This is a genomic window from Myroides sp. ZB35 (assembly GCF_001865835.1).
In the GTDB taxonomy this organism is placed as follows: Bacteria; Bacteroidota; Bacteroidia; order Flavobacteriales; family Flavobacteriaceae; genus Flavobacterium; species Flavobacterium odoratimimum.
The window spans coordinates 3689398-3713133 of sequence record NZ_CP017769.1 but is presented as its reverse complement, the minus strand read 5'-3'; the positions used below and the strand labels follow the sequence as shown (position 1 = coordinate 3713133).

Sequence of the window (23736 nt, the reverse complement as noted above, 5' to 3'; positions counted from 1 at the left end):
ACAATATGGAAAATAGAAAATATATTAAAATAGGAGTAGGAGGGCCTGTAGGATCAGGTAAAACAGCTCTATTAGAACGCTTAAGCCGTCGATTATTAAATGAATATGATTTAGCAGTGATTACTAATGACATTTATACTCGTGTAGATGCAGAGTTTATGGCTAAGAATAGTCTATTGCCAAAAGATAGGATTATAGGCGTAGAGACAGGAGGATGCCCTCATACTGCAATACGCGAAGATGCGAGTATGAATCTAGAAGCTGTAGATGAGTTAGCTAGTCGTTTTCCTGATTTAGAGTTGATCTTTATTGAGAGTGGAGGAGATAACTTATCATCTACCTTTAGCCCTGACTTAGCGGATATTACCATTTTCGTATTAGATGTAGCAGAGGGAGAAAAGATGCCAAGTAAAGGAGGACCAGCCATTACACGTTCTGACCTGTTGTTAATCAATAAGAAAGACTTAGCCCCTTACGTAGGAGCCGATCTTAATGTGATGGAGACAGATGCAAGACGAGTGAGAAAAGGAGCTCCATTTTTATTTTCTAATTTAAAAACAGGAGATGGACTAGAAGAAATAGTCGGTTGGATTAAAAAATATGCCTTGTTAGAGGATATTGAAGAACCAAATTTATTGAGATAATATGATTTCATCATTAGATATAAAAGTTGAGCAACGTGAGGGAGCTTCTTATTTAAAAGACGCTTACGTTACTCAACCTTTTCGAATCGTACCAGTAGGGCAATATAAGAGAGATAAGGCAGCTTATCTGATGATTATGAGTTCTTCTCCAGGACTCTTAGATAACGATGATCATCGCATCTCTATTCACCTTGCTAAGTACACTAAACTTCAATTACAGACACAAGCGTATCAACGTCTTTTTCACATGAAGAATAAGTCGATGCAAACCACTGTAATAGATATGAAAAAGGGAAGTGCTTTTGCCTATGTTCCTCATCCGGTAGTGCCTCAGAGTTCATCTACTTTTATCAGTCGTAATAAAGTAGAAATGAAGGAAGATTGTCATTTTTTACTTTCTGATATTATTACTTGTGGAAGGAAGTTATCAGGAGAAGAGTTTGAGTACAATCACTTTCAGAATTTGACTGAGATTTATGTAGAAGGTAAGCTTAAAGTAAAGGATAATGTATTGTTACAACCTGACTTAATGCCTATTAAAGAGATAGGTATTCTAGAGGGATATACTCATCAGGGAACTCTGATTTATTACAATACCGCCAATGTATCTGTACTAGAATACATAGAATTTTTCTATAAACAGTATGGAGAGAAAGAAGGAATCGAATTCGGTATAAGCTTATTAGAAGGAGATGGATTTATGATTCGAGTTTTAGGACAAGGAGCAGAAAAGCTATTCAATATATTTCAAACAATTCAACAGAAGCTATGGGATGAGTTGTTTTTATAACAGCCTAAGTAGATTTTAATTAAAAACTCAAAAATAAAACCATGAAAGAACTTATAGTTCATTGTTTTAAGGCCTTTTTTAGAGGTTTTGGACAGATTATGTTACAAGCCAATGCAATAACAGGAATGCTGTTCTTGGCAGCAATATATTACGATTCTACCAATATGGCGTTAGCGGCATCTCTGAGTAATATAGTAGCTATTATAACAGCAAAATTATTGAGATTTGATAGGCAGGACATAGAGAATGGACTATATGGGTTTAATTCATGTCTGATAGGGGTAGCTTTAATATTCTATTTTGAACCTAGTATTTGGGTATATGCGATGATGATTATTTCATCTGTTTTATCAACCATTATAATGGGATGGGCAATAAAAAAGGAATTACCAGCTTATACATTTCCTTTTATTCTTTTTACTTGGATTTCACTGTTTATTCTAAGTATACCTGATTTAGCTATTCGTTCTGTACCTGAGCACTTTGTAGATATAGAAGAACTGGATGATTTTTTAATTCAAGGTCATGCTTTTGGACAAGTATTATTCCAAGGGAGCTTTGTAGCAGGAGTTGTATTCTTTTTGGGAGTGTTTATCAGCCGACCTATACAGGCATTATATGGTTTTGTAGCAGTGATTGTCAGTGTGTATATTTCGCATAGTAGTCATGCCTCTAATGCTTTAATTAGTGAAGGAGTATTTAGTTTTAATGCGGTATTATGCGGTATTGCTATGGGAGAGGATAAAGTACGTGCAGGAATGTATGTGTTAATCAGTGTAATTATCTCTACCTATTTCGATATTTTTATGATTAAGTATGGATGGACTACTTTGACATTCCCTTTTGTATTTGCGATGTGGGTGATGTATCCTATCAAGCAGTTAGACAAATGGATAGTGAAGAAATTAGAAGAACTAGGAATTACTAATCTTATTGATAGAATATCTAAGTAATATTGGCAAAATATTAGCTATAGACTATTGATAATGATCTATTTATTTTATAAAATTTGCCTTAATTATTTGGTTGAAATATGTCGAAGCCGTCTATTGAAATATTGAACAACTATCAGTATAAGAAGTTGTTTTTGCCTCATTTGGATAATAGTTATTTAGAGAATGATAGCAAGATTCAAGTTTATCGTTTAGAAGACTATTTAAGGGGAATTTTAATGCCTGTTATCCCTTATCGTACTACATTTAATTTTATGATTATGTTGACTACGGGGGAGATGACACAGTATTTAGATAGTGGAGCGTATACTTTGTCTAAACATGAGATTATCAATGTCAAGAATGGAAATATAACAGCAACCCTATCTATATCAGAGGATATCAGGGGGTATTTTGTTATATATGAGAACGATGTGGTTACAGATATATCATTAGGTGCAACTGATTTAAAGTTTTTTGCCATGAATCCTCATGTGAAGCTTAATGAGATGAATGCGAGTTGGGTAGGTAGAACATTAGATTTGCTAGAAGAAGAATCTTTAAGTGAAAATAGAGATGTAGAGATTTGTGTTACTTTGTTAGAGGCTATATTAATGAAGGTAATTCGCGTTGATATGGAAAAGAAGACTCCGATGAGTAGACAACTAGATATTGCCTTTCGCTTCAGAGAGTTGGTACAGAAATTTCATATCGACCATAAGAATGTACTGTTTTATGCTAACCTTCTTCACATCTCAGAGAATTATCTGAATAAATGTGTCAAGGAAGCTACTAATAAACCACCTAAACAGTGGATTAATGAGATTAGTATCTTACATAGTCAAATACTCTTACAAGATAAAACAAGAGATATTGCAGGTATCGCTTTTGAATTAAAGTATAATTCACCTTCTTATTTTACAAGGTTATTTAAAAAGGTGACAGGGTATTCACCTAGTGATTATCGCAAACATAAGTTTATATTATAACTTGTCTAGTATTGACAATGTTTAAAACAAGAAAGAGAATAGATATAAGTTATACTATTCTCTTTCTTGTTTTTTACTTTTCGTAGGCCTTGTCTATAATAGAGTTCATTGCCTCTTTTATCTTTTGTCTTCCTTCATCACTGTGGAGGTCTATACCACAGAAATACCTTCCATTGTGTTCAGCGTATAAGTTGAGGTAATAAGCCCCAGATACAAGAATAGCCATTAAAGCGCGATAATTATCTGCTTTATCACCAAAGTGATGATCAGATACATTCTTGAATAGAACTTCTCCTATATCTTCCTGTTTGGTTATAATTCTTTTTAAAGAATCTCTGTCTTCGGATAATTGCCAAAGCATTAGTTTTTGAAACTCCTTGTTTTGTTGAACAAAGTCGTATTGTTCAGCTAATAATGCTTTACCCATTTCTTTTCCGCCATCTTTAGTGGCTTCGTCTAACAATAAATCAGGATCTATATTGTTCCAAAAATATTGGGAGTTGATATACTCATCAAGTAATTGATCTACACCTCCAAAGTAATTATAGATAAGTTTTTTGTCTAGTCCTGCTGTTGCAGCGATATCATTTACCTTAAGGGCAGAATAACCTTTTTCTTTTAAAATTATTCCCACTGCTTGAAGTAATGTTTCTTTACTTTTTTCTTTATTTCTCTCTCTTGGTTTTTCCTTTTTCTCTGGCATAATGAAGTAAAAAATATTTTTTTCAAAAGTACTAAATATTAAGTCACTATTAAGTGATTTGTTATATATTTGCTCTTCAGAAAAGGTTCTCTAGGTATTGAAATCTTAGTATTAATGAAGGATACTTAATGTTTTCTGTTAAGAATATTTCTTTTAATAAGAAGTATTGATTTGGTTAGAGGCTTTGTTGAAAATAGAATTAGAGTCAATATTCTTGTTTATAGACTGTAAAGAAGTAATTGTAAAAAATAGGTATAACGCCATAAATAGAAGTATTATGATAAAATGGATATTAAGTGCTGTTGTCGTGATTTATTCTCTTGTAAGAGAGTTTATAACACATTTCTTGTAATACTGCGCTTTATAGTTATACGATAAAATATAGTTCTGGCCGAATTATAGATACGTTGTTTGTAGTAGGTTTCTAGTTAGTGTATTATCTAACTAGAACCTATGTTTTTTAATCAGTCATCTATTAAATTTTTTAGCATCCTGTATAATTGCTAGATAATGTATAATATTAATGAAAAAGAAAAGTAATAATGAGAGTCAAGTATCTTAGGGTATTTGGCTCTTATTTTTTTTAAATATAGTTTTAATGATTGCATAGACAGGGAGAGGAGCTGAATAAATGGTAAAAGCACTAAAAAATAAAATATTCACAATTAGCGATTGTTTGTTGTGAAATAAGAATGTAATTTAACAATTAATCACTAGAGGTATAAAAGAGGAGTCTATATACTATAGGGAGTCACCTATGGTGACTAGTGGCGTTTTATAAATTAGGTTTTATAATTGTTATTTTATGAGTTTTAATCGTGTATTTGTATAATATTTTTATTTATTGTGTATAAATGTTTGTGTAGTATTAAATATTGTTGGTTAAGTTCTATTTTTGTATTGCTAGTAATTATGATAAAATAATAAATAGTGTGTTCGTTTTATAGGTGTTTGAGACTAGTGAAATTGCTGAAAAGATCTAATAGAAGAATGATTAGGTACAAAATTTTATACAAAATAGATTAATTGGTGCGATTTTTGGTTTTATTGTAAAACGACCTCGTAGGGATAAGGTTAAAAAAAACCAGAGATTGAAAGCTAATATTGCTTTTAAAGCTGGGGATAAAATGAATAAAAAGAGTAGTTATGAAAAAGAAGAATATCAGTTTAATAATTCTTGGGCTAGTGCCATGTATTGTTTCTGCACAAACTGTAAATGAAGGAATATTATCCGTTATGCCAGGTACAGAAATGGGTACTGTAGCGGAGTTTATTAACGAAAAGAAAGGTGACTTTACTAATGATGGTACTGTTTATTTCTTTAATGATTTTACCAATGAAGGTATCTATAGCATTAGTAAAAATGCGAAGACAGGTAAAGTCGTGTTTAGTAGATATGAGAACGAAACAGGTGTACAAACTATTTCGGGTAACTCATTTACTGAATTTTATGATGTAGTTCTAAACAATCCCCAGACAGCTGGAGCTTTTGATCTGAAAACAAATATAGATGTCTATGGAACAATGGACTTTCAAGACGGAATTGTAAAGGTAGACTCGACTTTGAATGCAACAACAGGATTATCAAAAGGGATGATCAGTTTTCAGAAAGGAGCAAAAGCAATTAATGTGAGTGATAAAAGCTTTGCTGATGGTGAGATAGAGAAAATAGGAAACGATGAGTTTATGTTCCCTCAAGGAAATAAAGGTAACTTTAGATATGCTAAAATCTCTGCTCCTAAAAGTGATAAATCTGTTTATGTTAGTAGATATATTTATGATGATAAACAGTTTTTCGAATCTCATAGTAATAAATCTGGAGTAATTAATTTATTGAATACAAAAGAGTTTTGGTTAGTAGATAAAGGGAATAATACAGAAGGAGATGTCTTGCTAACCTTGAGTTGGAGTGATAAAACAACACTTAAGGAAATGTTGTTAAATCCAGAAAAAGACTTACATATTATCCGTTGGGATTCACATAATCTTATTTGGGTAGACGAAGGAGGAGTAGTAGATATCGCAAATAAAGAGGTAACTACAGCTACTGCTGTAAATGGTTATGGATTCTTTACTTTAGGGACAGTAAATACTGATGTAATGTTAGATGGTGATGTAGTCGTATATAACGCTGTTTCTCCTAATGGAGACGGTAAGAATGATTATTTTATTATTGATAATATTACTCGCTATCCTAATAATAAAGTACAGATCTTCAATAGATGGGGAGCTAAGGTATACGAAACAACCAATTATGATAGTAATGGTAATGTATTTAAGGGATATTCAGAAGGACGTGGTACTATGAATAAAAATGCTAAACTACCAACAGGTACTTACTTCTACGTATTAACATACGAATATTCTGATGCAAGAGGAGCTAGAATTATCAAGAAACAAGGATACTTACATTTAGAGAATGAATAAAGTTAAAAGAAAATGATTAATAGAGTTATTAAGGTATTATTGACATAGATGCTCTTAATACAAAATGAAAGAAAACCACTAACTATTGTTAGTGGTTTTTAGATAAAAAAGGAAAAATACACTTTAGAAGATAAAGTAATACTTCTACATTTGTGTACTTATAAAACACAAATGGAATTAGATATCTTATTGTATTTAGGAATAGTTGCTTTCTGTGCTGGGTTTATAGATGCCATCGCAGGAGGAGGAGGACTAATACAAACACCACTAGGCCTAGCCTTATTACCCCAACTCCCTGTATCGACCGTGATAGGTACACTTAAGATTCCTGCTTTTTCAGGAACAGCTATAGCTGTCAGACAATATTTAAAGCAGACTAAGATAAACTGGATGTACTTTGCTCTATTAGCCTTGATCTCTTTTGGAAGTGCTTTTGCAGGCTCTTATGTTTTGACGATAGTGAATAATGATTTTATGAAGCCTTTGTTATTTATCATCTTAATAGCCCTATGGATATTCACTTATGTCAAAAAGGACTTCTCTAGAAAAGCGATTACTAATATTACAGATAGACAGAAGTATATCTGGGGAGTTATCATTTCGGTAGTAGTAGGTTTTTACGATGGTTTTATTGGTCCAGCTACAGGTACGTTCTTTATTATGGGGTTTGTCTTTTTAATAGGTTTTGACTTTTTTAAAGCCTCTGCTTATGCAAAACTGATTAACTTAGTGACTAACTTCGGTAGTATCTGCTTATTTTTATTAAAAGGTGCTATTATATGGAAGGTTGCTATCCCAATGGCTGTTTGTAACGGTTTAGGAGGATATTTTGGAGCGAAGATGGCTATTCTAAAAGGGCAAGTATGGGTGAGATATATCTTTTTATTCATCATGTTCATTGCTATTTGTAGATTTGGATATGAAGTGTGGTTTAAATAAGAAACTATGGAAAGAGATAAACCATTTTACTTATCACTGACTAAAGAGAATAGTCATAAAGTAAAAATAACAGCAGGACAAGGTCGTTTTGCGATAGGAACTAAGGGAGTTACAACATCTAAATGTGATGCTTTAGTAGAGAGAGAGGATACTATTAATTGGGGCGTATTTAATGAGTTTCAAGTTCCAGCAGGAGGTAATTGGCCTCGTGTGATGGAGTACCACGGAGATGATACGTCATTTATCCAGTGGAGTGCTATTCGGGAGATGGAACAGCTAGATTGGGTACCACTAGATTGTACAGAGGCTGATTTTAGTCAGGCAGCTATCAGAAGATTAGTAGTGACTATTGATCATCCTATTCGCTTAATATTAGGCAAGGGAGTGAAAGACATCTCTATTAGAGGGAAGGTCAATAACCTTACTTTAGAGAACTATGAGCACCTAGAAGCCCTGTCTTTTTCGTTTGCTAATAATACTGTATCTCCCTTGAGATTACAAGTACTTAAAACGACAGCACATATCAAGGAGGTCAATATTCATACTAAAGTGAATGGGCAACCTTTTGATTGTAATAGTTTATCGCAATTCACTAATTTGACAGCAATATCGCTATCTGGTAATGTATGTAATCTAGGTGAATTAAAGCAGTTTGAGAATTTAGAAAGTCTAGAGTTGAGGTATATGCCTAACTTAGAGGGAATACCAACTTTAGCGAGTTGGTCTAAACTAAATTATTTCATTGGTTGGAATATTGAGGAAAAGGGCGGTAAAGAATTAAAGAAACAATTAACTGTATTAGAGAAGGAGAGAACCTTTCAATACGCTTCTGTTTCTAATTTAAAGAAGCCTGAGTGGTTTATTACTGAGTTTAGTATCCCATTTGGCTCTTGGGTAGGGAAGAACAATAAAGTAGCTGTAAAGGCTTATAAAGAAGCTTTAAAAACAATCAAAAAAGCTAAAACGAAAGAGGAAGTTAAGGAAGCAATCAGAGTTCTAGTAGAGATCGTGAATGATCTACCGAATATCGAAACTACAGAGAGAGAAGATACTTGGGAAGCAGTCATGCAATTAGTTTCTTTTAGCTCTTTAGTAATAGCGGAAGAAGAAGCTAATCAGTGGTTTGATGAATATAGAGACTTTTAAAAAGAATAGCTATGACTATAACAGAATTAGAACAGAAATATAATATCGTTTATCCTGAGCTTTATAAGCAGTTAGAAAAGGATAATATGTTAGAAGTAGGAGAGTACAGCTCTATGTGGTATGCAGCGACATTCCCGAAGTTAAAAGATAATCCACCTTTATTGTTATTTAGTGATGACTTTGAATTGACTCCTTTAAAGGATGTTGATGAAGATATAGCCTGGCTAAGAGACCCTGATAATTATATGGAGATTAAAGAAGAGTATAACTTTATTTCGTTTGCTAAGAATGGGGCAGGGGATATGTATTGTTTCATGATGAATGAAGAGGTAGACGGTGATTATCCTATCGTATATGTATGGCACGATGATATAGAAGCTATTTATGAAGCGAAGAATTTAAGAGACTTTATCTTTAAACGCATCGTGATGGATATGAGTCAGCTAGATACCTATAACAATCAGTCTGATCAAGAGTTTATAGAAAACCTTAGGGCTACCCTAAAGACACATATACAGTATCTATCAGAGGATAAAGTGGCTCTTCTACAGGAGTTAATAGAGCGTCCTATCATCGATTATAGATTAGAAGATACCAATGATAAGTATAGAGGATTATTGACCTATACAGAGTATAAAGAGATATTAGCGAAGTACATTCCTTATGAGAAGATGAATGTTTCGTTTCCATACTCCGAATAAGATAGTTGAAGCACCAATATTGTTTATTGGTGCTTTTTTTGACTTTAGTTTAAAGTGTCTTAAAGAGTGAAGAGTATCTTTGTATTGAATAGAACCCAATAGATCGTAGAATAATGAAAGTTAGTTTTGAGAAATACAATCCCCTGTGGAGAGAAAAGTTTGATCTTATAAAAGAAGAATTAGCTCCTGTGCTAAGCCATCTAGAGGTACAGATAGAGCATATCGGGAGTACTTCTGTAGAGGGATTATCTGCTAAGCCTATTATCGATATTATGATAGGATTAAAATCAGAAGAAGATTTGGATAAATTGTCTAGCCTCATGACTGCAAAAGGGTATATCTATTATGAACTATACAATGAAGATATGCCTTACAGACGTTTTTTTGTTAAGTTAGATCAAGAGCCTAGTGTATATGGATTTCCTACTCAGATAGGAATAGGAGAACAAGTGCCTGAAGCATTACATAATCACGATATCAGAGTAGCGAATATACATGCTATCCCAGTGGATAACATGAACTGGACACGTCATATCGCTTTTAGAGATTACCTAAGGGCACATCCTGCTGTGAAAAAGGCATATCAAGAATTAAAAGAAAAACTGAGCACAATGGAGTGGAGAGATGGAAATCATTATAATGAAGGTAAGGATAGTTTTATAAAAACAGAAGAAGCTAAGTCTATAAAATGGTTTTTAAATAAAAAGTAATAATAATGTTTCTTTAAATGTTAAAATTATTTACTATATTAGTATTTGTTAAAAAAACAAAAGAAAGTTATTATTAATTCGCATAAAAGCCGTAGCCTTATTTTAAGACTACGGCTTTTTACTTTATATATATCTTAATTTAAATACAATACGATGAATAATAAAATAAGAGCATATCAGCAAATAGTAAAAGGAGAGGAAGTACCTATAGTATATAAACACCTATTATCCCTAGTAATGCGTATAAAAGCTCACTTAGAAAAAAGAGATAGTCGCTATACAGGGTTTAAGTTTAGCAATGTATCTCCGGGTTATATGGATTATACCTATTTTCCTTTTTATAACGAGTATTTAAGAGGAGAGCTATTGCGTTTTGGGATTGTCTTAAATCATGCTGAGATGCGTTTTGAGTTATGGCTCATGGGACAAAATGCTGAAATACAAGATAGATATTGGCAGTTATTAAAAGATAGTAAGTGGAATCAGGGAGTGGAGCAGATGCCTATGTATAGTGTATTAGAAACAGTCTTAGTAGACAATCCTGACTTTAATAATGAGAAGGAATTGTTCGAAACGATAGCTACTCATGCAAAGCGTGATATAGACGAAATCATAGACTATCTACAAGTATTATAATCTTGTGATGCTTGTATGTAGTTGATATTTTGCTTTGGATGAGCCTATAGTCGCTGTAATATCATTCCGTAGTGAGTCCGTTATTTTGTCTAAAAAAACGGACTCACTACGGACTCATAACGGACTCACTACGGACTTATCCTGTCTCGTCCTACTATGACTGTACAGTTTCTTTGATCTCCACTAACTGTATTGTATGTTTTTAAGAAGAAAGTACACTCTTCAGAAGTAGTTAGACTGGTGTACTACTGTGATAATACTACTCTAAAATAGCTGTTTTCATTAAGGTGAAAGCAGATTTAAAAATGTATTTTCGTGTTTTATTTTAGAAAAAAGAAAGTCAATGGAAATCGTGTTATACCCTAAATTTGAAGAGGTCTTTATAGATGATACAGTAAGGGGAATCTTCTATCCGCTGTGTACAGTGGAACTAGCTTCTGGTAAGAATGTACACTTTGTCTCTCATAATGGTATCTGGACAAATGATGAAAGTAATTCTGATCAGAACTCATTTGATCATTTTTGTTTCTCATTAAAAGAAGGAAAGTATGTATTTAGTGGAGATATCACTCTATATAAAGGACATAAAGTGGCTCAGGCCGTATCTTCTGTATTAGAAGAAGAGTTCTGGACAAATGCAGACTATTATTTTAAAGCGAAGATGTCTCTAGAAGACTATACGGAGAGGGTAATACCTTTAGTGACTGACTTAGCTGATGATGAGCTAGATCTAGAGACCTATCTAGAGTTCTTCTATGCCTATTCTTTAAACAAACTAGTTTTTCAGAAAACAGGACAATTTGCTAAATATAGACAATTAATAGATGGCTTTGGCAAGGCAGATCCTAGCCCTTATGTGTATAAAGTGGGAGACGAGGATTTTGATACTACCTTGCGTTATAACGAACTAAGTGAGATAGCTCCAGCTTCTTTTATATCAGAAAATTATCCCCCTATAGGGATGACGATAGGGTGTGAGTTCTTTACAGATGGCAATGACTGCGTACTTTATTATAATGAGAAAGAGGACACCGTCATTTGCCTTAATACTTATTCTTAAGACTATGAAAACAATAGAACAACTAAAACAAGAGATAGGACGTACTATCACAGCCTTTGAAGTAGGAGGTTTTCGTCCGCTAAATACCATTGAAGAATCTTGGATTGCTCGTGTTACGGCATATAAAGAAGAAGAGGGAATACCGCTAGATGATCAAGGGAGAGAGATGATTCCTTTGTTACAATTGTATTTACCTAATCTGCCTTTTGTACCCAAGGCTTTAGAGGGGATAGTGTTACTGACGGTATTTATGTCTTATGATTACCCTGAACAATTAGAACCGATGGGAAATAAATGGGTGATTAGAACCTATGATTCCTTAGAAGGCGTTGTACAGAAGGAATTGACTAATAAAGATTCTATTCTACATCCATTTCCTTTAAAACCGCGATTAGAACAGGTAGATTATCCTATCTGGGACGGAGGAGGATTAACCTTAGAACAAGAGGATCGAATCTGCGAGATGGAGGATGAGGGTGTGATGGAGAGCTATTACGATGTGTTTGACACACATTGTTATGACACGAAGTTAGGAGGGTATCCTTCTTACTGTCAGTCGGGTATCGGAGTAGATGAAGAGTATGGAGAGGGACACGAATTTGTATTCCAAATCTCGACTAATGAAAAAGTGAATCTGAATGTAGTAGATAATGGAAGTTTTATGTTTGCTTATAATAAACAATCAAAGGGTTGGAGCATCTATTATGATTTCTATTAATGTATTGCGTATTGTGTAGTTGTGCTGTGAATTAATAAGCATATTGATAGATTACTTGTGTAATGTATAGAGAACGGATATAAACTGACTCTTTTAATCCATTTTTGTAACTTAGTGAGTATACTTAAAACCATAATTATGAAAATGAAAGCAGTACGTTTTTTAGGACTACACGATGTGAAAATCGTTGATGATATGCCTATTCCTGTACCTACAGGAGAGCAAGTATTAATTAAAGTAGCAGGTGCTGGAGTCTGTCACTCAGACTTGCATGTGATAGATGACGGTATCGTACCTGGGCCTTTCACCTTAGGTCATGAGAATGCTGGTTATGTAGAGGCAATGGGTGAAAGTGTAAAAGGATTTAAAAAAGGAGATGCCGTAGTAGTATATGGTCCTTGGGGATGTGGGCATTGTAAGCCATGCAAACAATCTTCTGAGAACTACTGTGATAACCATGCGAGTCAGGCTGCAGGAGGAGGGTTAGGATTAGACGGAGGGATGGCAGAGTATATGCTAGTACCTTCTTCTCGTTTATTAGTGCCGATAGGAGACTTAGATCCTGCTATAGCAGCGCCTATTACAGATGCGGCTTTGACGCCATATTCTGCGATTAAGAGATCGTTGCATAAACTGTCTCCTGACTCTTATGTAGTGGTTATCGGTATTGGAGGATTAGGGCATACTGCCTTACAGATATTAAAGGCCGTTAGTAGCGCTACTATTATTGCATGCGATATCACTCAAGACAAATTAGATTTCGCTAAGAAAATGGGAGCTACCTATACTGTTAATTCGACAGATAAGGATGCTGCAGAGCAAATCATAAAGATAACAGGTGCGAAGAAAGCTATAGCTGTACTTGACTTTGTAGGAGCGACCTCTACTATCGAATTAGGAGCAAAAGTAGTGGGATTAAATGGAGACCTTACCATCATAGGACTGTCAGGAGGTAACTATCCTTTTGGCTTCGGAAAAGTCCCATTGGGAGTAAATGTATCTATACCGTATTGGGGGTCTGAGGTAGAACTAATGGAAGTTATAGAACTAGCTAGACAAGGGCATATCCATATCGAAGTAGAGAAGTTTCCTTTAGATCAGGCTCTAGAGGTATATGATAAAATGAGAAGAGGAGAACTGAAAGGTAGAGCCGTATTAATACCTTAAGATATAGTATATTAAACCCAGAATAAGCGTTAGCCAAATACTACAAAGAAATTCTACTTCATATCTCTTTCATTAGCTCTAAAACCATACTATAGTATGCTTGTATCACTAATTCAGAGCTATTTTGTATAATTACTTTTCGTTTATCTGTCTATCACTGATTCTGGGTTAAAAAGACAGCCTATGAGCTGTCTTTTTGTTTAATTATTGTTTTAGTAAGTAGTATCCCGCTTCTGAAGGGTGATCTTGTACCCATGTATCCTTATCTTCTTTATAGATGAGGTAAATAATCATAAAGTCTCCCATAGCTGATACAGTAAAAAATATGCCGAATAATAGCATTCCTAAGCTACCTGTCCATATAGCGAGTATAGAAGGGATAAAGCCAAGTATAATAGCTGGCATGATCGCGCCTATACTATAGGGTCTGACTTTAAGTGGCTCTTTACAATGACAGTAAGGAGTGAGATATTCTTTTAGAAAGCCAAGCTTTATAGACTTAAATCCTTTCTTTGCAAATATAGCCCATGTAGCTCCATGTATAAGCTCATGTACTACGATTCCGAGAGTCATAACGACTATGTATAAGAAGCAATAGCCCATGACTAGTAATGGATGTAGTCCTTTTAGTGTAGAAATGCTAATTATTTCTCCCCAAACGAGATAGTATCCAGCAAAATTAACTATCGCAATAGGGATTAAGCTCAGTAGTGCATACCCATTTGCTTTTCCTAGATCAATGGTCTTCTTCTCTATGGTATAGTCTTCGAATCCTTCAGGCTTAGGTAGCTGAATAGGAGTAGTGGTATTTTCTTCCAATGTCTGTTAGTTAGGTTATTAGGTATGTAAATTAAGAAAAAAAACAATATAATGTGCTTTGTACTGTTTAACCTCCCATTCGTATATGACTTTTTGATAGAATGATCTCTAATTTTGCTTTAGTCAAACGAATTAAAAAAAGAAGAAATGAAGTTAGCTGAGATTTTAAAAGAAACAGATAAACCAGTATTGTTACAGTTTTTTGCAGAATGGTGTGGACCCTGTAAGATGTTGACTAGGATAATAGATGAATCGGTAGGAGAGATTACAGAGCATGCCTATTTGCAACGTATAGATGTAGATCAGCATCAGGAGATATCTGCTCAGTTTCACATACGAGCGATTCCTACTATGGTACTTGTAAATCAAGCAGGAGAGGTATTGTGGAAACACACTGGAGTGATGGAGGTAAGAGATATCGTAAAAGAGATAACGAAGTAATTGATTATAAAGAGTTAGCCTAGTGTATATACTTTGGTATATCAGAGTATATAAAGGTTATAATTGCATTTTATATTATAGGAGCAAGTAGGCTGATGGTCTACTTGCTTTTTTGATGTTATAAACAAAGGAGCTCATGGAGCTCCTTGTACTATTTTATACTCAAGTGAAATGCGTAAATACTTTCCTTTAATATCTTTTAGATGATCGAATTGTTTGGTAAAAGATAATAAATCGATTGCTTGATAGTCGTGTATTTCTTCTTTTTGTGTCATTAATGAAACCTTGTCTAATCCATCTATTTGATAGAAAGAAGAGTATAGTATAATGCTTTTATTATCCTCTGCAAGTGTAGCAGCTGGTAGAAGAACGCCATCACCTCTGATAAAGTGAATAGTATGATCTATCAGTTTGATTACATAGTTTGTATCCTTACCGTTGCTTAGTATTACACGTAGACGCTCTCCATCTAATGTCATGGATACAGGTCGGACAGCTTCTATTTTCTTTTCCCAATCTTGGTCCAAGGTTGTTGTCCCTTGATTGGTAATTGCTTTATCTATGAAGGTACTTTGCTGTTCTATAAATACAGAGCTAAAACTATAGGTATGAGGCTCCGTTAGATCAATAATTTCCTCTTCTACAGGTGGAGTGATTTTGATATCATCATCACTACTACAGCTAATAGTAAGAAGACCTAGTGATAATAACGGAATAAATAATCTACTGAATTTAATTATTTCTAAATAACATTAATCATAAAGTAAAGATAGACAATACCTAGATATATTTATTCTTTTATTTCATTGCTAAGATGTGTATTTTGATCTGCAAATGATTTACCACAATTATGGCAAACGCCTTTGCTAGGATCTACATCTTCTTCTTGAGTTTCCCATATATAAGTAGTACCACACGAGCATTCTATAACATAGAAGGGCTCTTGATCAGGTGTTGTTATAAATTTATGGAATACCCCAAAGTCAAGGTTCAACTTACTTATCTTTTTGAGTTCTTTTTTCTTGATTACTCCTATATAATAAGCTTCATCTCCTCTCTCTAAATTGCAGACCGTATAATTCTTAGGTAGTTTCTTACGGATTTGATTAATCATATAAGCAAGAGCTTCTCCTTTGTCAATCTTTTCTTTTTTTACAGCTTTAGAGACTTTTTTGTCTAATTTCTTTTCATTGATTACGAAATCTTCACCTAGTGTATTCATTCTTTGGCTGATAAAAGAAATGGCATCACTATCTAGATGCGGAGCATTAGCATTGACTTCATATAAGATTTTGTTCTTAAGCAAGAAGTTAAATAAGGCATCTTCAGGTATGGTATCTTTAGTACTTTGTAGAATACGCGTGTACTCCTCAGGAGATAATAATGCATTTAGCACTTGTTGATTCGCTTGTTTCATAACGGTTTTGTTTTTTTGGTTACATTATCGTTAGTTGAGTGGGTAAGAAATCTTCCTCCAAGATACAAATTAATTTAAGTAAGAAATGTTAATAATGCGAATAATATTTCTTTGTGCATTGATGAAAACGTTGTTTATCGTGTGTTTTAAAATGTTTTTTATAAAAAAAGCTTGTATATGTAATGGATTACTGTACATTTAGCCTGCGATAGTATAGATGATTATTATCGATTAATTAAATAACAAACAATGGACAACCTTTTTTTATTATATATCCATGGATATGGATCAAACAGAGAATCACGTAAATTTTATAACATAAAGGAGTCTTTACCAGACTTTCCGGCTGCGGTCTTTGAATGGGATGAGAACACAGATTTTAAGTTGTTATTACAAACAGCTGTAAGACAGACAGCAGAGATTGAACAGATCATTTTAGTAGGAGACTCTACAGGAGCTAATTTAGCGTACCAAGTAAGAGAAGCTCGAAAAGCGCTAGGGTTAAAGACAATATTAGTACTAACTAGTCCATTGCTAGATTATGATAAACGTCTTAATGCGGATCTACAGTTTACAGAGAATCTTCAAGAGAGTTTAATAAAAATAAATAATGTAGAGGATGCTTTAGTGATTATGGCTAAAGAAGATGAGGTAATTGACTTTAGTAATTTTAATGTAAAGAATAATGCTTCTAATAGTACTGTGATTTATGTAGAGGATAATCACAGGTTAGAAGGGTTTATCAATTATGTGGGGTATATAATAGGTTATATAGTCAATAAGAGTGTAAGACCAGAAGTAGAAGTAAACTAAAATAGCAAAGCAACCTGAGGGTTGCTTTTTTTAGATGTTTTGCACGCTCGTTGGATGTAATTAAAAGGTTTGATTTTTAATAGTATTTATTGGACTATCAAAGATGAATTTATTTTAACCTTTAGAAGATTTAGATGTGTATGTAAGTTATGTGTATAGAAAAAGAATCAGAGGAATAAGTACTTGCTATATTAGGGTGCTATGGTTTAAGGTAATTACTTCAGAGCAAACTAATTAAATACAAATAATTAAAACCAAGCATTACAAAGAAGTCAGTGTTTATGTAAATTATAAGTTCACTTTAAATCATCGCAATTTTAAGGTTTTGGGAGGGTTTTAGGAAGAGAGTTTTAAGAGTGAAAGTAACTTTGGCTAGTATTCAGAATTTAATATTAGATGATCTGAACAGTATAGTATTGGGACTTGTAATATAGAAATGACAGGAAGTACTTATGACTGGGCATTAAGAGGGTGTTTTTAAGAGGATGAGGTATAAATAAAAAATCACCAAGAAATAGTCTTGGCGATTTTTGTTGTTGAAAGGATTTGATTAATCTAAATGAATTAGGTATTGATTTCTTTCATCTCTTTTATGAGCTAAATGAGCTGTTTTTGGGGAGATACCAAATAGAGGAGAGAAGGTCTTAACCTTAATAGTTCTATTGTCGTCATAGAATTCTAATATTCTTATAAAGCCGTCTCCTCCGTTACCTTGATGGCCGCCACCTTCTGATTGCATATCAAAGAGCATCTGGTGTACTTCTTGTCCAAAGTTGTTTTTATCTACTCTATATCCTTCTCCCGAAATATGTCCAGATAGGACTAATTGCATATTCTTTGTTTCTTTTACTATTTTATTCCAAATCTGTTCTCCATTATTAGATTCAGGGAGTAATATTCTGTCTGATTTTCTTTCTTTTTTATCCTTAAAGTAAGGTTCAAAGATTATCCATTTGTTATCTCCTTCTAATCTTGTATCATTGCGATTGAGATAGGCGTGTGTTAACAAGACGATTTGATGATTTTCATATTGTTTAAATTTTAGAATTTCATTTGCCCAGTTTAGGGTTGTGTTTCGTGGAGCGTATTCTAGGTTGACAATCAGGTAATCTTTATTGTTAATTCCTTTAAACTCATACATGGCATTCGTTAGCGTAGGTAAGTTATGCTCATTAAGTCCATGTTGTACAAGATGTTTTTGATTTAAGTAATTCTTAGTTATAGGGAAGTACTTGTCATATTGGGTAGTTCTCGTTCCTTTAGAGTCTATGGTGTAATCGTGATTTCCTGTTGCTAGAATATAAGGAATCTTATGATCTAAGATAGTAAAGGATTTATCTATAAACTCCCATTGTTGCTTAGAAGAGAGATTTCCATTTAATCCAGGAAGGATTACATCATCTTGTTCTACTAAGTCACCAGTGCACAGTACCATTTTAATATTTAGTTGATCTATATTAGCCTCTATCCATCTATTAATAAGGTCTAGTATAGGTTGATTTTGGCTATATTTAGAATAGTTTTGAATATCAGGAATTAAAATCATAGACCAAGAGTTTGGCTGGTCTAATTCTACTTTTGTCGCATATTGTTGAGCAAAAGAAATAGGGGATGCTAATAAAAAAAGCACCCCTATTTGGAAATATAAACTATACAAACACTTCATTTTAATAACCAGGGTTTTGGGTAAGGTTAGAATTGATAATAATTTCTTTTGACGGAATAGGCCATAAGTATTGCTTATTCTTATCAAAAGCCCTGGTGGCTAATACTTTTATTTTTCCTTTACTAAGTAATCCGTCAAATACAGGTAATCCATTTTCATCTATGGTTGGTGTTTCTGACCAGAACCACAGTCCTTTATCAACTACTTCTTTTTTTAGTTTGTCAGGGTCTAACATACCATAATTTGGTCTAGTTAGGGCGATTTCGGCATGTTTCCAACGCATAATATCTTCAATTCTTCTATTTTCCCAAGCAAATTCTACTCTTCTTTCTATTCTAAGGTATTTTCTCATTTCAGTTTGTGATGAGATAGTAAGTAATGGAGCAGTAATACCAGAGTCATTATAAGCGCGTGCTCTTACTTGGTTAAACGCTTTAAGCATTTCGCTATCTAATTGGTTTAGTTCTATTTTTGCCTCTGCATACATTAGTAGTACATCAGCATATCTCATAATAACAATGTCAGCATCAGAATAAGAATCATCAGACCAGTCTGTATCAACTCCTTTTTTTAGTGTTAATCCATTATAAGAAGCATAGGTATCTACAGATCTTGTGTCTTTATTTTTTACTTGCTTACCTGTTGTAGTGTTAAGGACATTAGTAGAGTAAGGGTTAGGATCATAAATATATCCAAGGTGATCAGTACCAAATTCTACTATAGTTTCTTTTAATCTCGGATCTCTGTTTTTAAAAGGGTTTTGAGGATCAAAAAGAGGAGATTGATCTATTGTTTTCCCATCCGTGCATAGATAAGTAGCAAATAATTCCCAAGAAGGTTGTGCTACAGAGCTTCCACCAGCATTTCTAGTATAGAAATTCTTAACTGAGAATATAGAATTATGTTGAGCAGAACGTGGAATAGCAAACACAGTTTCAGAAGAATTCTTAGTTTTAGAAAGGAAATATTCTCCATAATTACTGTGTAGCTTATAATTATTTAGTTTTATACACTCTTCAGCAGCCTTACGTGCTATTTCATAATCGTGAAGATTTAATGCTGTTTTTGCCTTAAACGCTAATGCTGCACCTTTTGTCAATCTTGAATTCTGTGTTCCATTGTACTTAATAGGTAGGTTATTGATTGCAAAGTTAAAATCATTGTACACTTCTTGTAAAATAATTTTTTTATCAGTTCTTCCCATTTTGAAAGCCTCCTCTATCGTAAGCGTTTGAGTATAAAAAGGAACATCGCCAAAGAAAAACAGTAATCTACCGTAGAATATAGCTCTAAAGGCACGTGCTTCAGCTTCAAACTGTTTTCTATCTACTTCTGATAGATTACCTCTGTTTTGCGTTAAGTTTTCTAATATAGTATTTGCTCTAGCAATTCCTTTATAAGTATTCTTCCACAATGCAGCACTTGTACCCCATTCACTATTAATGGTACCAGCAGCATATTCATTCATTACTTGTCTTTGAGACCAGTTATCTGTTAATCGTTCACCAGCCCAGCCTGTTTCAAGATTCCAAAGGTATTCTCTGTAAAAATCATTAATAGAAAGTTCGTATTCATTTTTATCAGAATACCAATTTTCTGAAGAAGCACTAGAAGGAGGGTTTAAATCTAAATCAGCACAACTGCATGTAAAGATAAGTAAGCTAAGTATATAAAGTATTTTTTTCATTTTAGATAATATTAGAAGTTAACAGATACCCCGAAGTTGAATGATTTAGCGATGTATGCATTATATGCTGATTCTGGATCATATCCCTTTGGAAAATTACTGAATGTAAAATAGTCGTTTAGAGAAATAAATACTTTAAGCTTGTCTAAATGCACTGAGTTTACTAAATCTTTAGGGAAATTATAAGCTAAAGTGATATTCTTAATACGGAAATAAGCTCCATTAATTAACCAGAAATCAGACATTTTATAATTGTTGTTTTCTGCGCTTATATGCGATAATCTAGGGTATTTAGCATTTAGATTTTGTTCCACAGTATTGTATGGGCTCCAGTATTGACCATCTATCTCTTGCATTGGACTTGTCCATGAAGATTGGAAAGGTCTGATTTGGTTTTCTGTCAATAGACTTTTTTGTTTTCCAACTCCTTGGAAAGCTATTCCTAATTCCACTCCTTTGTAATCAAGGTTAATATGTCCACCAAATATGTAACGAGGTAGTGAAGAACCTAAAGGCACACGATCATAATCTGGTGATATGATTCCATCAGGAACACCATCAGGTCCACTTATATCTAGATATTTAATATCTCCTGGTTTTACAGCATTAGATAGTTTAGGGCTATTATCTATTTGTTCTTTATTTTGAAATAGACCATCAGAAATATATCCGTACCATTCGTTAAATGAAGTTCCTTGTCTTATGATTTTTCCATTAGACATAACGATACGTCCTCCCAAATCCCCCATAGTGGTTCTAGAGTCTGATAGATTAGCTCCTATAGAGTATTTTAGGTCACCAATCTGATCTCGCCAATTAATATCTAAGTCCCAACCTTCAGTGTGCATATTACCAGCGTTCTGTTGAGGGTTTTCAAATCCCATAAAAGCAGGAATCTCTAACTCTAATAGCATATCTCGTGTCTTCTTTTTATAATAATCAGCTGTGATACTAAGGCGATTTCTTAAGAAATTAATATCCAAACCAAAATCAATTGATTCTGTTGTTTCCCAAGTGATGTTCTGGATAGCATATTGCGTTTGAGCAGCAGTTAGAGCAGAGATAATCTGGTTGTCTTTATAGAATAAGGTATTAGAAAAATTGATTGAAGATTGATATGGATAGTTTCCGATTCGTTCATTTCCTAGAGTACCCCAAGAACCTCTAAGTTTTAAGTAGCTTATTACATTTTGGTTTTTCATGAAGTTTTCTTCTGATACTGTCCATCCTGCAGAAAAAGAAGGGAATATCCCCCATCTGTGATCTTTGTGAAAGCGTGAAGAACCATCTCTACGAATATTAGCTTGCAAATGATATTTGTTGTCAAATGAATAGATTAATCTAGAGAAAAGAGATTGATAAGCTGTCTCTGTTTTATCACCAGAGTTAGTCATAAATTCTACAGGAGCAAGGTCTAAATATGGAAAATTAGGCAATTCCATATTCATTGCTTTAGCGCCTAAATTATCTATAGAAGAATAATTATCTTCATACCCTAATAATAGATTAATACTATGTTTTTTTAGATCTTTAGTGTAAGTAGCAAGCACTTGTTTTGTCAGTATTTTGCTTTCGTTTCTATTCTCAATTAAAGTATTGTTTGTATGACCATTTATATAGCCTGAGAAGCGCTCAGGGTTCTCAGCATCATAATATTCTATTTTTTTTGTAAAGTTCTTTCTTCTATCAAAAGCTAGTTGTGGGGCTAAAACTAATGAAACTTTTAAATCTTGAATTGGCGTAAAGTTCAAGGCTACTCTTCCGTATATTTTATCAGAGTGATGTCTTTTAGTTCCTCCATGATACAAACTAGCATAGGCATTAGAACCTGATTTTCCTTCAGCCATTCTTCCATCTTGCCAAGTAGCAGCATATACAGGAGCATAACGCATAGCTTCCCATACAGGGTCATTAACAGGGGAAGTTTGTTGGGTTGTATTATATGATAAATCAATATCTCCAGAGATAAAATCATTAACCTTGATGTTGTTATTTACACGAGTCATAATTCTTTTGTAATTCTCAATATCATAAATTGCTTTGATATTCTCATAATCTACACTTGCACGCGTCTTAATTCGCTCACCACCACCAGAAAGAGAGAAGGAGTGTCTTTCTTTTGCAGCAGAATCTTTTAGCAATAGATCTTGCCAGTCTGTAATAGGGTATTTATTAGGGTTCTCTAAGTTCTTCTGATACCAATTGTCTATGTCTTGTTTGCTATAGATACCATATTCTCCTCCAGGAGCTGTACCTGCATCATTCCAAGACATTTCATTGATCATCTCCATGTAGCGTTTATAACCAACAGACTTAGGCATCATCGTAGGTTTTTCAAAGGCGTAATCAGATTTATAAGAGAAGTGAAATTCGTTATCTTTAGCGCGTTTAGTTGTAATTAAAATAACTCCTGCTGCTGCTCTAGCTCCATAAATAGAAGCTGCTGCTGCATCTTTTAAGACAGATATTTCTTCGATATCATTAGTGTTTACTTGATCCATATCATCTTGTGCCACTCCATCTACAACAATTAATGGATCTGTATTACCTATAGTAGTCACACCACGAACTTTGATATTAGCTTTAGCACCAGTTTTACTTGAGTTACGCGTTACCATTACTCCTGATAGTTGTCCTTGAAGAGCCTGCGAAAGCTGTGTTGTATTTCGCTGTTCTATTGCATCTCCACTAACTTGTCCTACTGAACCTGTAATATCTTTCTTCTTAGCTGTCCCATAACCAATTACTACAATCTCATCTAGATTAGACGCTTCTTCTCTCATTTTGATATTCATCATAGAAGAAGCCTTTACCATTTGATCTTGAAAACCAATAAAAGAGACTTTTATTAAGTCATTTGGATTTGCTTTGATATCAAAGTTTCCATCTAAGTCAGTAATGGTAGACTGTATATTACTTAAGTTTTCTATGGTTGCTCCAGGTAATGTAAGTCCATTGTTGTCCAATACTCTTCCTTTAAGCATACTTAAAGCAATAGAAGAGTTTCCTTTTTTGATAGAAAGTAGATTGTCCTCTAATTTATAAGATAGATTAACTTTGGCTTGTAATGAACTTAATATTTGTTGAAGAGTAAGTGTTTTACTACTAAAGTTTACCTTAGTACTCTGAGGTAATTCATCAGTATAGTAAATCTTAATAGAAGTTTGTTTCTCTATTGTTTTTATTAATTCATTGATTGTTAATTCACTTTTAGGTAGTGCTAAATTAATTTGAGAAGGTGATTGTCCTAGAGTAATATTTGACCACATCAGACAAGCTAGTGCTATTACAGGAAACTTAATTTTTTTGTATTTGTTTTTCATGGTTTAAG

22 protein-coding genes are annotated in these 23736 nt (G+C 33.7%); 15 read left to right on the top strand and 7 right to left on the bottom strand.

Annotation, left to right across the window (positions count from 1 at the left end; translation table 11 throughout):
* Positions 1–5: 5 nt before the first annotated feature.
* The 4 genes from ureG to BK054_RS16405 all read left to right on the top strand — a co-directional run bounded on the left by ureG (position 6) and on the right by BK054_RS16405 (position 3355).
* On the top strand, positions 6–644 hold the full coding sequence (gene ureG, locus BK054_RS16420; protein WP_016649139.1) for an urease accessory protein UreG: 639 nt from the start codon (positions 6–8) through the stop codon (positions 642–644).
* A 1-nt stretch (position 645) separates the two neighbouring features.
* Complete coding sequence (locus BK054_RS16415; protein WP_006261504.1) at positions 646–1434, top strand: urease accessory protein UreD; 789 nt, start codon at positions 646–648, stop codon at positions 1432–1434.
* 41 nt (positions 1435–1475) lie between these two features.
* Positions 1476–2387, top strand: coding sequence for an urea transporter (locus BK054_RS16410; RefSeq protein ID WP_006258213.1), 912 nt, complete (start codon positions 1476–1478; stop codon positions 2385–2387).
* Positions 2388–2467: 80 nt separating this feature from the next.
* The gene (locus BK054_RS16405; RefSeq protein ID WP_006258212.1) at positions 2468–3355 is read left to right on the top strand and encodes a helix-turn-helix domain-containing protein; all 888 of its coding nucleotides are present in this window, start codon (positions 2468–2470) and stop codon (positions 3353–3355) included.
* 73 nt (positions 3356–3428) lie between these two features.
* Here BK054_RS16405 and BK054_RS16400 read toward each other — a convergent pair whose 3' ends face one another.
* Positions 3429–4058 (bottom strand): TetR/AcrR family transcriptional regulator, encoded by a 630-nt coding sequence (locus BK054_RS16400; RefSeq protein ID WP_071307569.1) that lies wholly within the window; start codon positions 4056–4058, stop codon positions 3429–3431.
* Between the two features lie 1146 nt (positions 4059–5204).
* Between BK054_RS16400 and BK054_RS16395 the strand changes: the two genes are divergently transcribed.
* From BK054_RS16395 to BK054_RS16355, 9 genes are all read left to right on the top strand, one after another.
* Positions 5205–6485, top strand: coding sequence for a gliding motility-associated C-terminal domain-containing protein (locus BK054_RS16395; protein ID WP_016649143.1), 1281 nt, complete (start codon positions 5205–5207; stop codon positions 6483–6485).
* Positions 6486–6656: 171 nt separating this feature from the next.
* On the top strand, positions 6657–7424 hold the full coding sequence (locus BK054_RS16390; RefSeq protein ID WP_006258209.1) for a sulfite exporter TauE/SafE family protein: 768 nt from the start codon (positions 6657–6659) through the stop codon (positions 7422–7424).
* Positions 7425–7430: 6 nt separating this feature from the next.
* Positions 7431–8570, top strand: coding sequence for a hypothetical protein (locus BK054_RS16385; protein ID WP_071307568.1), 1140 nt, complete (start codon positions 7431–7433; stop codon positions 8568–8570).
* Positions 8571–8581: 11 nt separating this feature from the next.
* Positions 8582–9271 (top strand): SMI1/KNR4 family protein, encoded by a 690-nt coding sequence (locus tag BK054_RS16380; RefSeq protein ID WP_006264009.1) that lies wholly within the window; start codon positions 8582–8584, stop codon positions 9269–9271.
* A 113-nt stretch (positions 9272–9384) separates the two neighbouring features.
* Positions 9385–9981, top strand: a complete 597-nt coding sequence (locus tag BK054_RS16375; RefSeq protein ID WP_071307567.1) for a GrpB family protein — start codon at positions 9385–9387, stop codon at positions 9979–9981.
* 153 nt (positions 9982–10134) lie between these two features.
* Positions 10135–10617, top strand: coding sequence for a DUF7000 family protein (locus tag BK054_RS16370; protein ID WP_071307566.1), 483 nt, complete (start codon positions 10135–10137; stop codon positions 10615–10617).
* Between the two features lie 343 nt (positions 10618–10960).
* Positions 10961–11677: a hypothetical protein gene (locus BK054_RS16365; RefSeq protein WP_006264007.1), complete on the top strand. Its 717-nt coding sequence runs from the start codon at positions 10961–10963 to the stop codon at positions 11675–11677.
* A gap of 4 nt (positions 11678–11681) precedes the next feature.
* Entirely contained in the window at positions 11682–12395 is a 714-nt protein-coding gene (locus tag BK054_RS16360) for a DUF1963 domain-containing protein (protein ID WP_071307565.1), read from the top strand.
* A 138-nt stretch (positions 12396–12533) separates the two neighbouring features.
* Positions 12534–13562: an NAD(P)-dependent alcohol dehydrogenase gene (locus tag BK054_RS16355; RefSeq protein ID WP_083387856.1), complete on the top strand. Its 1029-nt coding sequence runs from the start codon at positions 12534–12536 to the stop codon at positions 13560–13562.
* A gap of 204 nt (positions 13563–13766) precedes the next feature.
* On the opposite strand, the gene BK054_RS16350 is transcribed toward BK054_RS16355, so the two are convergent.
* On the bottom strand, positions 13767–14381 hold the full coding sequence (locus BK054_RS16350; RefSeq protein ID WP_071307564.1) for a DUF3267 domain-containing protein: 615 nt from the start codon (positions 14379–14381) through the stop codon (positions 13767–13769).
* A gap of 147 nt (positions 14382–14528) precedes the next feature.
* On the opposite strand from BK054_RS16350, the gene BK054_RS16345 reads away from it, so the two are divergent.
* Positions 14529–14822 carry a thioredoxin family protein gene (locus tag BK054_RS16345; protein ID WP_006258200.1) on the top strand — a complete coding sequence of 98 codons (294 nt, stop codon included), beginning with the start codon at positions 14529–14531 and terminating at the stop codon, positions 14820–14822.
* 134 nt (positions 14823–14956) lie between these two features.
* Here BK054_RS16345 and BK054_RS18695 read toward each other — a convergent pair whose 3' ends face one another.
* Complete coding sequence (locus tag BK054_RS18695; protein WP_225600663.1) at positions 14957–15349, bottom strand: hypothetical protein; 393 nt, start codon at positions 15347–15349, stop codon at positions 14957–14959.
* Positions 15350–15612: 263 nt separating this feature from the next.
* Positions 15613–16239 carry a hypothetical protein gene (locus tag BK054_RS16335; RefSeq protein WP_006258198.1) on the bottom strand — a complete coding sequence of 209 codons (627 nt, stop codon included), beginning with the start codon at positions 16237–16239 and terminating at the stop codon, positions 15613–15615.
* Positions 16240–16488: 249 nt separating this feature from the next.
* Between BK054_RS16335 and BK054_RS16330 the strand changes: the two genes are divergently transcribed.
* Positions 16489–17052, top strand: a complete 564-nt coding sequence (locus BK054_RS16330; RefSeq protein WP_006263999.1) for a YqiA/YcfP family alpha/beta fold hydrolase — start codon at positions 16489–16491, stop codon at positions 17050–17052.
* 550 nt (positions 17053–17602) lie between these two features.
* Here the strand turns inward: BK054_RS16330 and BK054_RS16325 are convergent.
* Genes BK054_RS16325 through BK054_RS16315 form a run of 3 tightly spaced genes read right to left on the bottom strand, consistent with a single transcriptional unit; the run spans position 17603 to position 23728 of the window.
* Positions 17603–18718, bottom strand: a complete 1116-nt coding sequence (locus BK054_RS16325; RefSeq protein ID WP_006258196.1) for a metallophosphoesterase — start codon at positions 18716–18718, stop codon at positions 17603–17605.
* 1 nt (position 18719) lies between these two features.
* Entirely contained in the window at positions 18720–20405 is a 1686-nt protein-coding gene (locus BK054_RS16320) for a RagB/SusD family nutrient uptake outer membrane protein (RefSeq protein ID WP_006258195.1), read from the bottom strand.
* Positions 20406–20416: 11 nt separating this feature from the next.
* Positions 20417–23728, bottom strand: coding sequence for a SusC/RagA family TonB-linked outer membrane protein (locus BK054_RS16315; protein WP_071307562.1), 3312 nt, complete (start codon positions 23726–23728; stop codon positions 20417–20419).
* Between the last annotated feature and the right edge of the window lie 8 nt (positions 23729–23736).